Raw genomic sequence first — 15,434 nt, 5'->3', positions numbered from 1 at the left:
CACGATGAACAGTACCTCATTAAATTTGTTTAAAACCGTCGCGGAAACCGGCTCTATCACCGCAGCAGCCCGTAATCTGCACTGCGTTTCTTCAAACGTCACGACGCGGCTCAAGCAACTGGAGTCCAGCCTGGATGTTTCGTTGTTTGTTCGCGAGAAGAATCGTCTTCACATCACCCCTGAAGGTGAACTGCTTCTGCGTTACGCTAACAAAATCCTCGCGCTTTTAGACGAAGCCGAGTTGTCTATGCAGGGAACGAAAGCGGCTGGCCCTCTGCGCATTGGCGCAATGGAAACCACTGCCGCCGTCCGACTTCCTGCTTTGCTGGCAAACTTCCACCGTGAAATGCCCTCCGTAGAATTAAACTTAAAAACGTCACCGACAGATGTGTTAGTTCGTCAGATCCAGAATAGTGAACTTGAAATTGCCTTCGTCGCTGACCACAAGGCGTTGCACGTAGACAATTCAAGGCTACAAACGCAGGTGCTGTGTCAGGAAACCCTGGTTCTGGTTACGGCCGCAGAGCATGGTGATGTCGTGACGGGAGCCGATCTGGAGGTGACAAGGCCGCTCGTCTTTGTGAAAGGATGTAATTATCGTTCCCGGCTTGGGCAATGGTTACGGCTACAAAATGTCGATTATGACGACCCGCTGGAGTTTGGTTCTTTTCAGGCAATACTTGGTTGCGTAAGTGCCGGAATGGGCATTGCATTATTGCCTGAGAGCGTCGTCAAACAGTATGAAACGAGCTTCCCCATACGGTGCCACTCTATTACTCCTCACATTGGTAATGTCAATACTATGATGATATGGCTTAAAAATCGTGAGGTTAGCCGGGTATTGAATTGCTTTGTTTCCTTTGTTTCATCCCACTGAGGTATTCCACAACCATATTGTGCCGTTAGGGCTTTTGGGCTGGTAAATACTCTATATGGATCTATTATCGATGCAGGCTTTCAGTTTCAGGATTGACTAATGCAATTTAATAGAGTTGCTGAAGATTTCTTTCCTGGGATTGGTCAAGAAATTTGACCACTGTTTTGTAGTAAGAACGGCATCTGCTCTCTGATTCGTTCGTTGCCAGTCTGCCATTGCCACAGAGCTGCTGTTGCAGCCCTGACAACCTTAGACTTCAATCGATTCAGAGATCTCTAACGCATCATCGACTTCAATGCCCAGATAACGGACTGTGCTTTCCAGTTTCCTATGGCCCAACAGAAGTTGGATCACCCGAAGATTCTTGGTTTTCTTGTAGATCAGGTAAGGTTTTGTTCTTCTCATGGAGTGTGTGCTGTAAAGCGAAGCTTCGAGACCAAGCTTTTCTACCCACCCATGAAAAATTCGGCTGTATTGCCGGGTTGATATGTGCCGGTTAGTTCCGATCCGAGACCGAAACAAGAAGTCTTTACTGTGCAAATTGCCAAGCTTTATCAATGCAGCAACAGCTTCTCTTGTCCCTTTGGTTATCTCAAATTGCACAGGGCTACCGGTTTTCTGTTGCAGCACCGTAGCTCTGCTTGAAACCGAGCTACCATATGCAACATCAGATACTTTGAGGTTCACCAGATCACAGCCTCGTAGCTTACTGTCTAAGGCCATGTTGAACAGAGCTAAATCACGCGTTTTACCTTCCAGTTCAAGCCGGATTCGGATCCCCCAGATATGAGATATCTGAAGTGGTCTTTTTTGGCCGATGATACGGTCTTTGTTCCACGGTGACATGTTCATACTCAAATCTCCTGCAATGTTGGAGATTTGAGTATGGTTGTCCCTTATGAGCGAGGAGCGGACGTGCTCATTACGAGATAAATAATGAAGAAAAGCCTAGATTAAGCTAAGTATTTAAGCGTAAAATTTTGGCAGACATTCACTATTTTTCTTTAAAATGAAATATATTAAAAGAGATAACTAATTGTAAAAGGATTACTTAATGTTTGATTTTTCATTTATTAAAAGCGATCGTTCTAATGAAACGATTAGTGTTCGTTGTGGAGAGGTTGTTTTTTTTGTCGGTGGAAATGGAACAGGAAAATCATCTCTCGTTAATAAACTATACCGAGAACACTCCGATAATAATTCCGTATACGTGGTTGCACATCGGAAAAATGCGTTTAAGACGGATGTAATTGATTATAGTAACTCAGATTATAAAAGTGCATCCGAGAGAGTCTTTAATGATTCCAGGTCTGCAAGTAGTAGGTATCGGACGGCTTGGGAAGATGATAGAACTGCAGTGCCAATAGTAAGATTAAAAAATAAAGCGACATCCCATGCGGTCAAAAGTATGCAACACTTAAAGGCTGGTGGTAAAACAGAAGAACTTGTTCTTCACAACGAGATTGATCTTGTTAACAATATTTTTAAAAATAGTGGATTTAATCTTGAATTTATCATTGATGAAGAAGCAAACTTAATGGTGAATAATCTTAGCTATGAACCGGTAAAAAAATACTCATTATCCCGGATGTCTGATGGAGAAAAAAGTGCATTAATCATCTGTTGTGAGGTTTTATGTGCTAATAGTGGTGCACTTATTGTGCTTGATGAGCCTGAGCGCCACTTACACAAACGGATCGTATCTCTTCTATTATCGAACCTAATAGAGGCTCGCAGAGACTGTGCTTTTGTCATATCAACGCATGAATTGACATTACCTTCTTTTTTTAAAGAGTCTACAGTTGTAAGTATTAATAGCTGCATTTATGAAAATGACCAACCTATTCAATGGAATACGGCTGTTATAAAAAAATATGATGAGGCGTTGAATGGTTTAGATGAGCAAGTCAAAACTGATATTCTTGGTGCAAGAAATAATATTTTATTTGTGGAAGGTACACAATCAAGCTTGGATGCTGAGTTGTACGGTGCTTTATTTGAAAATGTATCAGTAATATCAAAAGAAAAATGTGATCTTGTTGAACAGGCAGTTAAAGGCTTGAGAAATAACACTGCTGCGCATTGGGTTAACGCTATCGGAATCATAGATAATGATAATAAGGTTCCGTCACAAATAGAAAATTTGAATTCGAGTTTTGTTTTTAGTCTGTCAGTACATTCAATCGAATCAATTTACTATCACCCTAAAATGATAAGATGGGTATTGTATTCCGTTAAGGATACTAATTTGACTTCTACTATTGATGAATGTTTTAGTGAGGTTTGCGAAATTATACGCTCTGCTCTTGAAGAGAAAAAAGAACATTTATGTTGTCGAGCAATAGAGAAAAAAATTCGAGCAAATGTGATGTCCTCAATTCCAACGCAAAGAGATATTCGTGAAGGCGGAACCTACAGTAAAGAAATTAATTTTTCTTCATTTTTAAATGATGAAATTAGTTATTTCAATAATTTAATGAGCTCATCTGATTTTGACTCGCTTGTTGGTCGTTACCCAATAAGAGAAACGAATTTGCTGACTCCTGTTGCCAAACAATGTGGGTTTATAGATAAAAAAAGATATGAGCTAAATGTTATCAGAGTTATAAAAAATAATTGCGACGCCAGAAATTTTGTGCTCTCTTTACTTGGCGGTGCTTCCGAAGCTCTCATTCACTAAGAAAAAATAAGCTAATTAATCATATAATGCAACAGCCTTCGTTAAAGAAAGGTTGTTGCATTATGATCTGATATGTTGTTCAAATCTCTATCAATCTTTTTTAATGTCCGCTTCTGGCACAAAGCGGCTATTCAGTCTGCTTAACTTTGTTTCCAGGTTCAAAGGGGGAACGATGAGGTTTTGGCAGAATATGCTTAAGTTAAATGTGAAAAGGAATTCAAATTGGATGGAGTTTTTCACACATGAAAGACATCTTTCAGGATGCAGGTAAAAATTACCGAACAAGCAGATTCTGCCAATCTGGATTCTCAATTTTATGGGAATAGGGCAGCATCGCACGATTAATCAGATCAAAGAATTCTGACTCCACCATCCTTACCGCTTTGCTTGTACCTGGCCCTTTCCATTCATCAAAGAGACGCCAGTAAAGCGATTTCAGCATATCGACCGCTGCCTCGAAAATCTTTACGTCAGGTTCAAACCAATGACACACCAGAAAATACATTTTTTGTTCTGCATCATGAATGGATGTGCACTGGGAAAGTTGACTCATAAATAGCTTTATCCAGACCAATGCTGCTGTTTTTAGCGGTGGCAGTACAATCCGCTGCTCTATCATGTATCGTGACAGATATAATTCAACCTCATTCCGTTCAGGTTGATTATCAAGACCCAGTGAAGCGAGAATTAAGAGAGTCCCCGAATCATTTCCTTCGGTAATTTTATCTTCAGCCCATGCAATGATCAGGCAGTCCAGATTATCGTGGAGAAAGTGATATTTTCTTGAAAAAACAAGCAGTCCGAGCAGGTCATTGAGTGAGTATATATATGGCATCTGATGTTCTCTTTCGTGTATCGTTTACATGAACCTTGGCAATGCTCCTGTCTAAGGCCATCATTCATTTAACGGGTGGGGCTACGTATTCGAATGAAATGCCAGTTAACCTTAATTTTATCTTAACTATTGATATAAATACTATAAAGTGTAGTGATATACAGATTTTGACCACATAAGCCGAAGTGTGAGAAGTCCGCATCTGGCACGGAGCAGTCTGGCTGGCAACCCTCAAGAGCTGCTATGTCAAGAGCGGACGTTGACCACGTTGTTCAACGTCACCAAATTCAGCCCCTGGAACTCAGTTTCTCGCGAGTTGGACCTTGAAAGTAGATACTACCTATATGGCAACTACGCGGTTGAGCGAGCACAAAACGAATTGTTTCCCAGACTGAGCGTCCATTTAATAAACGTTCCCCCATTCTGGATTGACTATCAACAAACGTATCTAACCCGGTAAGTTCGAAATCCGGTGGATACAACCCGGTCACACGTATATTTTCTTCGGACAACTGGTGTGACAGTTTAGATGTGAATCCGCTAAGCCCGTGTTTGCTGGCAAAAAAAGCGGGATGCGCAATTGAATCCGTAAAATTCGGAATCCCACATGAAGATATTATTGAGACGACATCCGCGCTTTCTGAACGTCTTAACCCAGGCAACAATGCATGAGTCAATAAAATCGCACCTGTCAGGCCTGAACTGACGGTATTGATAATTTCTGCGTCTGGTTGATCGTCTAACGTTCCTGAAAGCCACTGGGCGGCATTGAGGATTAAAATGTCGATGGGCGTGTCTGAAGTTAACAACTGTGAAGAAAACTGCGAAAGGGATTCAGGCTGGGTTAAATCACAGATATATCCTTTTGCAATCCCGCCTTCAGCCGCGATGATACTGCAAGTTTTTTGAATATCATCAGCACGCCGCGCGCAAAAATCCACCTCGACGCCTTCCTGCGCCAGCCACACGCACAGCGCCTGACCAAATCCTCCACCTCCACCCGTAATTACAGCTCTTTTACCTCTTAGCATCTTCATCCATCCTTTCTTTATGACTATGTGTGGATATAGATATACATGAGGAAGTGGATTGGCATCTTTCAATTAGTGCCATTTTTACATGAGGAATAGGGATAGGGGACTTGCAAAGCCAGCATCTGGCGCGGAGCGGACTGAGCGTTAGATTATTATATTCTCTGCAAGGATATGTATGCGCTATACACCAATTTTAATTGTGCTATTTAGTCAGTAAATTTGTTTAGAATACCATTCCTCTTCTGTTTATAAAGACAAGAAGAGGGATGTGCTAATCATTTAGATATCAGTAGCCTGCAGCCCTGTTGGCTTCTTTGATGCGATTGTTTCTTGCGTCTTTATCGTGTTGGTCTTTTGCCTGCATTATCCCACTTGCAGCATCCACCCAATCATTTGCGGTACAACCTGACAATACAATACTCAACATTAATGCAAACGCATACTTCATTTTAACTCCATCATTCATTATTGTATAAATAGCGTCTGTGTAATGCTCAATGTATTTGACGCTAATGCGGTTAATTTAACAAATAATCATATCTCAGGCAAGGTGAGGATTTCGAACCCGTACATGTAATGGGTAATTCATAATGATTAGTTGAAATAATTGAAGGTGCAGGGTAGAAATTACACTGCATAAAAAACGACATATCGTATTGCGTGGATTATTAAACAGCGAATTAATTAGCCTCTGTGACAGAGGTTATCTTTACGCGTCAACGCATAGCTGCGCCACTCCCGGCGATTGTCATTCGTCGGGAGCTATCTTTATTTATCGAACCTGTAGTGCTTCGAGTTCAGAACACCGGCAAACCCAGCCCTTGCTTTACTTCTTTTAATGTCTGCTGCGTGACCTCGTGCGCCTCTTCGCTTCCTTTTTTGAGCATCGCCATCAGCATACCTTTATCCTGGATGTAGGTTGCCCGCCGCTCGCGCATCGGGGCGATAAGCTCCTGCAAGCACATCTCCAGCTCGTTTTTGCATGTCCGGTCACCCAGCCCGCCGCGCTGATAATGTGCTTTCATCTCCGCCACTTTCGCTTTATCCGGATGAAAAGCATCGAGGTAAGTAAATACCATATTGCCGTCAATCTGCCCCGGATCGGACACTTTTAGATGATTGGGATCGGTGTACATTGCGCTGACCGCATGATGAATGGCCTCTTCGCTGGCGGACAGGAGTAGAGTGTTGCCGAGCGATTTTGACATTTTGGCATTACCGTCGATCCCTGGAAGACGGCTGGTCTCACTCAGTAGCGCTTTACAATGCGACAAGACAGAGGTCGGTAACAGACTATTCATCTTATGCACGATCTCATTGGTCTGTTCGATCATGGGCAACTGATCGTCGCCGACGGGAACCACCTCGGCTTTGAAAGCGGTAATATCTGCTGCCTGGCTGATGGGATAAACCAGAAAGCCAACCGGTAACGAGCGGGCAAATCCTTTCTGCGCAATTTCGTTTTTGACCGTAGGATTTCGCTCCACGCGAGCCACGGTAACAATGTTCATATAAAGCGCGGTCAGCTCAGCGAGGGCGGGCAGGGCCGACTGCAGACAAATGGTGGTGAGTGACGGGTCGATTCCTGCGGCGAGGTAATCAGCCAGCACTTCGGGAATATTGTTGCGGATCTTTTGTGGTGTGCTGCCGTTATCGGTTAGCCCTTGCAGGTCAGCAACCAATATAAACTGCTGATAATCATGTTGCAGCGTGGCGCGCTGGCGCAGAGAGCCAACATAGTGGCCGAGATGCAGCGGGCCAGTGGGACGATCGCCAGTGAGGATGATAGTTTTGTTGTTCATGTAAGACTCCTTAATCAAAAAACCGAAAGGGGTCTTTAAATGCAAATAACCGCCTTTCGGCGGTTATTTAAAATGGGGAAAACACATTCTGACCGCCTTTAAGAAGGCAGCCACCACAGGTTGTGATTAAACGCGGTGATATTGTGTTTTGTGTTCATCCAGTCAACATATCACCGCCTGGCGCAGAGGTAAAGCAATGCACGGCGTACTGACGTATCTTAGCTCGCTTCCAGCATGCCAAAGCTCACGATGCGCGAACGGCCTAACTCTTTCGCGCGATACAGCGCCACGTCTGCGGCGCGCAGAAGATTGTCGCTCTGGGCGTGCTGCGGATAGCTGGCAACGCCGATAGAGACATCAACGTGACCAATCTCTGAGAGTCCAAAGCGCAGCGACAGTTCGCGTACACCATTATAAATATCTGTCGCAAAGCGGTTGGCGGCCTGCTCATCCGTATTGGCCAGCAACACCAGAAACTCTTCACCGCCGTAACGGAAGGCCATGCCGCTGTCATGGACAACGCGCTGAATAGTGGTGGCGATACTTTTTATCACGCTATCGCCCGCCTCATGGCCAAAGCGGTCGTTAATATTTTTGAAATGATCGATATCGATCATCAGGCAACTGATTGGCTCTTTGTTACGCACTGCCTGGCTCATCTGGGTGCGCAGCGTATCTTCCAGATGATGACGGTTGCGCAGGCCGGTTAGCGGGTCGTAGAGTGCTTTCTCCAGCAGCGCATCACGCAGGCGCTGGTTGGCTAACGCCAGACCGAGTGCTTCCGCCATCAGTTCCAGATACGCGCGAGAGGGAGCGGAATCATTGCTGAGGTTCTGGAATGAGAGCAGGCCGATGGCTTCACCCTGGGCAATCAGTGGCACGCATAGGGTATGCTGCTGGCATGATTCCGGTAGATGGTAGCAGGCGATATCGGGTTCGCCTTGCACCGGTGGATGACTCTGACCACGGCGCACTGCCCAGCATTCGTCCGGGTGGAAAGCATCCGCTTTGCCCTGCGGTGAAAGCCATTGCGCAACGCAGCGCATTTGCCAGGGCTCTCGATCCAGTATGTAAAGCCGCCCGGCAATACCGGGAGCAACATTCGGCGCAAACAGCTCTGCCACATTAATGACATCGGCAAAATTCTCGCAGCCTTGCAAACGTTGAGTCATACGTGCGAGCAGCTCGCGGATTGCCCAGTCGGCGTCTCGTTCTTTCTCCAGTCGCTGACGTGCCAGGCCGTTCTCGCGAAAAATGCGGATCGCCTGCGCCATATCGCCGATTTCGTCGATCTGATTAAAGCTGGGTGTCTCAACGGCGTAATCCTGCGACGCCAGACGGTTAACCACATCGCTCAAACGCACCACGGGACGCAGTACGCGGCGTTTTAAAATAAAGCCGAGAACGAACAAAAATAGCAGCGCCGTCAGCCCGACCATCACTTCCGAAGCCGTACGTAGCGTGCGCGATGTCTGAGTGGCATCTTCAATGGTGTTGCGTACGCGGCTGTCGAGTAACTGACGGAAATGATCTATCCGGTCCTGGGCTCGCTCCAGTTCCTGTTCATAGGATTTGCCATACAGCAGGGCGATGGCCTGCGACTCTTCTCCGCGCGCGACGCTGGCAAGCGCCGTAGCTTGCTCATCCTGCAGGGCATCAACAATCTGCAGCCCTTCATGCAATAGCGCCAGCTCTTCATCCGTCGCCCCAATGTCTTTTAGTTTCGACAGCCGCTGTTCAACGGCTTTCAGCGACGCTTCTTTCTGGCGGTAGGCGTTAAGCGCTTCAGGGTCTTTTGCAATAACATATTCGCGTGCCAGACTGGACAGCGACCAGGCATCGAGCTCGACTTCTTCGGTCAGTTGATCGAATTGATAACGCTGCTCCACCACCTGGCGTTCGGTGTTATCGGCGCTGGAGGCCATCAACATGACAACGCCGGAGGCAATGGTCAGACACACCGTCGCGCTGTAGGCCCAGTTGGTGATTGTGGCAATTCGCACTGATTAGTTCCTTCTGCGACGATTAATGAATAAGCATGATTGAAATTATAGGAAACGTATGATTTTGCGTGAAAATAAAAAAGGCGGTCTCAGGACCGCCTTCTGTTATCGTCCTGCCATCATAAATCTGGAGGATTTTTTCCTTCTTCCATAAAGGCTTCGTCGATTCCTTCCACGTTACCTTCATGATCGCGCCCGGAAAACAGGTTCCAGCAGGTAATGAACAGTGCGGCAATCAGGGGGCCAATCACAAAGCCGTTAATGCCGTAGATCTCCATTCCGCCGAGAGTGGAAATCAGAATCAGATAATCCGGCATTTTGGTGTCTTTACCCACCAGCAGCGGGCGCAGGATATTGTCCACCAGCCCGACGATAATCACGAAGAAGCCAACGATAAACAGCCCTTGCCACAGCTGGTGCGTGGCGAAGAGGAATATTGCCGCAGGTACCCAGACGATCGCTGAGCCGACCGCGGGCACGAGGGAGAGAAACGCCATCAGCGCGCCCCACAGGACGCTGCCGTCGATGTCGACAATTGCAAACGCGATGCCGCCAAGAATACCCTGAACCAACGCCACGACCGCCGTGCCCTTGACCGTTGCCCGCGTCACGCCGACGAATTTGGCAAACAGGTGCTGTTTGGCAAAATCAGAAAGCGGTAATGAGTCCAGAATCTGGCGCACCAGGTACGGCCCGTCCTTCAGTAAGAAAAACAGCAGATACAGCATGATGCCAAAGCTAATAGCAAAGCCGAATGTCCCTTTACCAATCAGGAACGCGCTGCCGGCGAGGTACTGTCCACCCTGCAGTACAACGTCGGACAGTTTTTTCTGGATCTGCGCGACGTTATCCAGATTATGTTCTGCGAGGAATCCTCTGGCCCAGTCAGGAAGATACGAAATAATGGCGGTGACCACTTCCGGGAACTGAGTGTCGTTTTGTTGTAATTTGGCATACACCACGTTCAGCTCAATAGCCAACGAGGAGAAGATCACCATCAGTGGGATAAAAACAATCAGACAGATGATGCCGATGGTGAGCAGTGACGCCAGCCCGTTACGTTCGCCAAGCGCGCTGCGCAGTCTGTTTTTCACCGGGTTAAAGATGGTGGTTAAGATTGCGGCCCACAAAATGGCAGAGAAATAGGGAGATAACACATCGAAGAACGCCCAGGTCACGAGGGCAAGTATGAAAATGAAGAAACCTTTAGTCAGTCCGTTAAATCGCATTAGTGAACCCTGTAATGAGAAGCAGTCCCGACTATAGAACCGTTCAGGGGAATTACCAACTTTCGCTGCGCATATTTTCTTAAATTGGTTAACCTGTTTTTCGTAGGGAGCCTGCGACAGATAAATAACGTACGCTATGATTTATTAGTGAAACAGTCATACTTTTCTTCCCGAAAAAGGGCGTCAAAAAAAGAGGGGGCGTTATGAACACTCAACCTGTCATCGGGATTAGTGGATGTTTAACCGGCTCAGCCGTGCGATTTGACGGCGGGCATAAACGGATGGGATTTGTGATGGACGAGCTGGCTCAGTGGGTGACTTTTAAACCTGTCTGCCCGGAGATGTCCATCGGTTTGCCTGTACCACGCCCCGCGTTGCGTTTGGTTCAAACCGCCCAGGGGAATATCCGCATGTGTTTTAGCCATGCGCCTGGTGAGGATGTAACCGATAAAATGTCCGATTTCACCGCTTCATATATCAATGGGCTTGGCGGTCTGTCGGGTTTTATCGTCTGTGCTAAATCACCGAGCTGCGGAATGGAGAGAGTGAGGCTGTATGACGAAAAGGGAAATCGCGGGCGAAAAGAGGGAACCGGTCTGTTTACCGGCACCTTAATGGAAACCTACCCGTGGTTGCCGGTCGAAGAAGATGGCCGCTTGCACGATCCGGTGCTGAGGGAGAACTTTGTCGAGCGAGTGTTCGCGTTACATGAACTTAATATGCTGCGAGCCTCTGGTCTTACTCGCCACGGTTTACTCAACTTCCACAGCCGCTATAAGCTCCAGCTTTTGGCTCATCACCAGGCGGGTTACCGGGATATTGGCCCTTTCGTGGCCTCGCTCCATCAATGGGATGATTTGGACGCTTTTTTCGTGGTATATCGCGAAAAGCTAATGGCAATCCTCAAAAAGCCCGCCTCACGGAAAAATCACACCAACGTACTGATGCATATTCAGGGCTACTTCCGCGATCGGTTGAACACCCGCCAGCGCGGAGAGTTGCGTGACGTTATCCTCAACTATAGCGGCGGACTGCTGCCAATATTAGCGCCACTGACTCTGCTCAAGCACTACCTTGCTGAATACCCAGACAGCTATTTGCTTACCCAGAACTATTTTGATCCTTATCCGAAGGATTTAGCCCTACGGTTAATGATTAATTAGCCTGATGGCGAGTAAATCTGGGGCAGAAATATCCGTTGTTCGGGAAGGTTATCCCTGCCGTTTTCTGATGCGTTTAAGCAGGGATAATTTTCACGGTGTGTAATCATGCGGCCCTGCACCCACGGGCAAATGTGCCGACCGCGATTTAACCGTTTCTGATTTCTTCATCGATACAAGGCTGAGGTTTGCCAAACAGATATCCTTGCGCGAAATCGCAGCCCAGAGCCTGAAGTCTTGTCAGTTGCTCCTGCGTTTCAACACCTTCTGCAACAGCCTTCATATTGAGAGATTTCGCCATACCCGTGATAAGTTTGATGATAGTCAGGGCGTCTTCCTGCGTAGATATCGAATGCACAAAGGACTTGTCTATTTTGATTTTATCGAAGGCAAGTCTGCTGAGGCGCGAAAGAGAAGAGTATCCGGTACCAAAATCATCGATGGAGATTTTTACCCCCATGGCCCGGAGCTTATTAAGCGTATTTATCGGCGTAGCACTCTCGGTAAAGAGAGAGGATTCAGTCACTTCCAGTTCGAGGCGGTCAGGTGGAAGTCCAGTTTCTTTCAGAATGGTTAACACGATTCCTGCAAAGGCCTTGCTGCTTAGCTGGACAGGGGAGACATTGACTGAAATTTTAGCCGGAACCGCCCAACCCGCGGCTTCCCTGCAGGCAATTTCCAGTACCGCTTTCCCCATCTCATTAATCATCCCTGTTTTTTCAGCAACAGGAATAAAGCTATCCGGCGACAAGAGGCCCTTGAGAGGATGGACCCAACGAATAAGCGCCTCATAGCTGTATATTTTCTGACTGAAAGAATCGACAATAGGCTGGTAATACACCACGAACTCTTTGTTCACTATTGCTAATGCCATATCATGCTCAAGCGTTCTGCTTTCTTGCAATTTTTCTAACATTCGTTGCCGGAAGACTTTTATCTTGCCAGAGCCTTCATTTTTGGCTTCATAAAGGGCCAGATCGGCAAATTTATAAAGATAGTCAGAGCGACGCTCATTTTCTGAGATAACAATGCCAACACAGGTGGTTATGTTGATAATTGTGTTGTAAATGGTGTAGGGCTGGCTGATAAACTCACATATTTTCTGGGCTCGCGAAACGGCCCGACTTTCTGTCAGGCCACTTGAGAGAAACGCAAACTCATCCCCGCCTAAGCGATACAACGTATCCGACGTAAGGCTTGTCGAAATCAGACGATCGGATATCTGGCGCAGTAACATATCACCGGCATCATGACCATACGTATCATTGACCTCTTTGAATCGATCTAAATCAAACAACATCACAGTCACAGCATCGTTATTTTTCTCTGCCATTTCGATTGTTTTATTTAAATCGCTCCAGAATAACTGGCGGTTATTCATCTCGGTGAGCGAGTCATGGTAGACGTCATATTCCAGTTTGGCATTCTGAATTTGTAGCTTTTCCTTCGATTTCTGCAGTTCTTCGGCAAGACTCTTGACCTGAAGGTGCGCCCGCAGAATATTTCTGTTTTGATAAAAAATGAGCACGCCCAGAATCGCACTCAGTATTATTAGCAGTACAGATGTCGTTGAGTAAATATAGTACAGCGTTTGAATTTTTTGGTTGGCGTTATTAATCGAGTTTACATCTTTGTTTAATGCGCCGGATGAAAGACGCCCAAGTTGTGCATCCAGGGTATGCATTTTTTTCAGATACGCCTGGAGTGCTGGACGGTTCATTTTCTCGAGATTATCATCCAGATAACTAAGGGTATTTTCAAGTGTTATCGCTAGCTCACGGTGGGCAATATTGCTCTCAATGTAGCGTCCCAAATCACCTTCTTTTATCAAATCACTCTGGCTGAGCATAATGTCGAGACGCATGCGTACATCATCAAGATTCATCGTATCATCGATAGTGTAAAGACCAAGCAACGATTCAAATCGGTAATATTGAGATACCAACTGAGCGGCAGACCAGGAATCGGTGTAGTGAGTCAGTTTCTGTAGCTCTTGTTGCCTTTCATGCACGAGGAAAGAGATATATCCGGTCGATATAAAAAGAAAAAAGATGATGCCAGCCAGTATTCTGTTCATGATGTTCCTCTGAACGCTTACTCAATATCCATACTACTTACCTGCCATGCAGACCTTGAATAATAAATCTGATTATTTAGTTCCGGCATGCTGTCATAGGGGTACACAATGAATAATGGACCTTTATCACGGATGCGCATATATTTTCCGTTGATTTTTAAAGCAAGGATGGCATTGTATTTTTTGAAATCACTGAGAGGGATAACGGTGGTGTAGTCATTAAGCGCAGTAACCTTTACAACGGAGCCGCTCGCTCCAACATAATCCATGAGTTTTTGTAGTGGAATACCCGTAAAGGTCGTACGTCCATTATACCAGGGGGAGGTGGTCTGAAAACTTACCATGCCCAGCTTCTCAAGGCTGGCGGTATCAAAAACCGCTTTCCCGTCTTCATTTGTATTTTCAATATTACCGGATAACGTTAAAAGAACTTTACCGGTGGGCCTGGAAAGTTCACCCGCCCAAAGCTGGGTGGAGAGCACAACGCTTACCAACATGACTATTAACCGCATTCTAACCTCACCAATCAGCCGGATGTAAAAGAATTATAATTTAGATATCACGCTATTTATATATTCCGCCTGTCTATTATTGATGATGTGAAGTTATTTGTGTTTTAATTCATTTAAATCAATGAGTTGCCATGCTTAGTGGTTATGAATATTTATTAAATCAGGCGAAGTCTGTTATTAACGGACGGTGATTTTTGTTGTATCTGTACAAAAAACACTCACTCTGTGGTTGTTAAAAAATCACACGGTCATAAAGGTTTATTTTTTTGTGCAGCGACAGGGAATCGTTGTTTTATCGGCGGGTAACCTTGCTGAATAAATCGAACTTTTGCCTATTCCCGGGATTAGATTACACAGGCGTAGCAGACGTTCAAAAATAGTCAATTATCAGGAATTCAAAATATGCAAAATCACCTACGGGATCGTCAGCAACTTAATGAACTTATCAATGGCTGGATACACCGAGATTGGGGGAATATGCCGCGCTGGCTTGCTGCATGAGCCAGGCGGATAAACCTTGCTGAGCGCCGCATAACCGGGTTTATTCGCCAGCCTGAGCCGACTGGCGGGCATACAGATACGCGGTCGCTCTGGAGACGCCCAGATGCTGCGCCACAGTGTCCATAGATTTTCGTACGTTCAGCAAACCGTCTTTGCGTAATTGTTGAATCAGTCGTTTACGGTCTTCAGGTTTCAGGGCGCGGGCCGTCGTTGCGCATTTAGCGGCAAAGTCATCGATACGCTGGCGGATGACTTCGTTACTGCCGGGATCGATATGTTCCTTAATGGGAGAGTCAGCGGTTTCAGTAAAACGCGCAAGGGCACTCTGTATGCCACGAAACAGCGTCATATCCACGTTCAGACAGAGTGCTGCTACGTATTTGCCTTCATCATCCTTGATGCCGATGGAGGTACTTTTCACCGGGCGGCCATCGGCAAACTGGTTGCTGTAGTTGGCTATAATGCTGGGGAATTCAGGCGATGCGATTCGCGCCAGACCCAGTTCTGTTGCCGGTTGGCCGGGTTCTCGCCCGGACAGGTTATTATGGATGGATAAAATGGCATGTTCAGGATTTTTGAGATCATGAACCACCACTTCGCAAAACGGCGAGAAGGTCTCGCTCAAGCCCCTGGCGATAGTGTCAATTTGGCTGAGAAGTGAGTTGTTATCGGTTTTTGGCATGCCAGTCTCCTGCGGTGATGCCTGTTGCCATGATTGCGGTCA

Annotated in this window: 13 protein-coding genes; 3 read left to right on the top strand and 10 right to left on the bottom strand. The window is 46.2% G+C overall.

All coding sequences use genetic code 11. From position 1 onward, the window contains the following. Window positions 1–4 precede the first annotated feature (4 nt). On the top strand, window positions 5–877 hold the full coding sequence (locus OGV93_RS19690; protein WP_016152964.1) for a LysR family transcriptional regulator: 873 nt from the start codon (window positions 5–7) through the stop codon (window positions 875–877). A 249-nt stretch (window positions 878–1,126) separates the two neighbouring features. Here OGV93_RS19690 and OGV93_RS19685 read toward each other — a convergent pair whose 3' ends face one another. Further along, window positions 1,127–1,729, bottom strand: coding sequence for a site-specific integrase (locus tag OGV93_RS19685; RefSeq protein WP_079497767.1), 603 nt, complete (start codon window positions 1,727–1,729; stop codon window positions 1,127–1,129). Between the two features lie 202 nt (window positions 1,730–1,931). Here OGV93_RS19685 and OGV93_RS19680 point away from each other — a divergent pair, with 202 nt between their 5' ends. Beyond that, window positions 1,932–3,557 (top strand): AAA family ATPase, encoded by a 1,626-nt coding sequence (locus tag OGV93_RS19680; protein WP_287110028.1) that lies wholly within the window; start codon window positions 1,932–1,934, stop codon window positions 3,555–3,557. Window positions 3,558–3,831: 274 nt separating this feature from the next. Here the strand turns inward: OGV93_RS19680 and OGV93_RS19675 are convergent, their stop codons facing one another. The 6 genes from OGV93_RS19675 to OGV93_RS19650 all read right to left on the bottom strand — a co-directional run bounded on the left by OGV93_RS19675 (window position 3,832) and on the right by OGV93_RS19650 (window position 10,460). Then, a complete protein-coding gene (locus tag OGV93_RS19675; protein WP_287110027.1) occupies window positions 3,832–4,392 on the bottom strand; it encodes a hypothetical protein in 561 nt (186 codons plus the stop codon). Window positions 4,393–4,679: 287 nt separating this feature from the next. Beyond that, a complete protein-coding gene (locus tag OGV93_RS19670) occupies window positions 4,680–5,423 on the bottom strand; it encodes an SDR family oxidoreductase (protein ID WP_287110025.1) in 744 nt (247 codons plus the stop codon). A 289-nt stretch (window positions 5,424–5,712) separates the two neighbouring features. Beyond that, a complete protein-coding gene (locus OGV93_RS19665; RefSeq protein ID WP_016156412.1) occupies window positions 5,713–5,874 on the bottom strand; it encodes a hypothetical protein in 162 nt (53 codons plus the stop codon). 349 nt (window positions 5,875–6,223) lie between these two features. After that, a complete protein-coding gene (gene trpS / locus OGV93_RS19660; RefSeq protein WP_016156413.1) occupies window positions 6,224–7,228 on the bottom strand; it encodes a tryptophan--tRNA ligase in 1,005 nt (334 codons plus the stop codon). A 218-nt stretch (window positions 7,229–7,446) separates the two neighbouring features. Continuing rightward, window positions 7,447–9,231, bottom strand: a complete 1,785-nt coding sequence (locus OGV93_RS19655; protein WP_101700700.1) for a sensor domain-containing diguanylate cyclase — start codon at window positions 9,229–9,231, stop codon at window positions 7,447–7,449. 119 nt (window positions 9,232–9,350) lie between these two features. Beyond that, window positions 9,351–10,460, bottom strand: a complete 1,110-nt coding sequence (locus OGV93_RS19650) for an AI-2E family transporter (RefSeq protein WP_016156415.1) — start codon at window positions 10,458–10,460, stop codon at window positions 9,351–9,353. A 203-nt stretch (window positions 10,461–10,663) separates the two neighbouring features. Between OGV93_RS19650 and OGV93_RS19645 the strand changes: the two genes are divergently transcribed. Further along, window positions 10,664–11,623 (top strand): YbgA family protein, encoded by a 960-nt coding sequence (locus tag OGV93_RS19645; protein ID WP_016156416.1) that lies wholly within the window; start codon window positions 10,664–10,666, stop codon window positions 11,621–11,623. Between the two features lie 145 nt (window positions 11,624–11,768). Here the strand turns inward: OGV93_RS19645 and OGV93_RS19640 are convergent, their stop codons facing one another. The 3 genes from OGV93_RS19640 to OGV93_RS19630 all read right to left on the bottom strand — a co-directional run bounded on the left by OGV93_RS19640 (window position 11,769) and on the right by OGV93_RS19630 (window position 15,392). Continuing rightward, the gene (locus tag OGV93_RS19640; protein WP_287110023.1) at window positions 11,769–13,697 is read right to left on the bottom strand and encodes a putative bifunctional diguanylate cyclase/phosphodiesterase; all 1,929 of its coding nucleotides are present in this window, start codon (window positions 13,695–13,697) and stop codon (window positions 11,769–11,771) included. A 17-nt stretch (window positions 13,698–13,714) separates the two neighbouring features. Continuing rightward, a complete protein-coding gene (locus OGV93_RS19635) occupies window positions 13,715–14,209 on the bottom strand; it encodes a putative pterin-binding protein (protein WP_016152974.1) in 495 nt (164 codons plus the stop codon). A gap of 541 nt (window positions 14,210–14,750) precedes the next feature. Next, the gene (locus tag OGV93_RS19630; RefSeq protein ID WP_287101236.1) at window positions 14,751–15,392 is read right to left on the bottom strand and encodes a helix-turn-helix transcriptional regulator; all 642 of its coding nucleotides are present in this window, start codon (window positions 15,390–15,392) and stop codon (window positions 14,751–14,753) included. Between the last annotated feature and the right edge of the window lie 42 nt (window positions 15,393–15,434).

Origin of the sequence: Citrobacter sp. Cb031 (assembly GCF_030336725.1) — a bacterium.
Lineage (GTDB): Bacteria > Pseudomonadota > Gammaproteobacteria > Enterobacterales > Enterobacteriaceae > Citrobacter > Citrobacter braakii.
The sequence above is the reverse complement of the archived record's forward strand: the minus strand, read 5'-3'. Positions and strand labels throughout refer to the sequence as shown.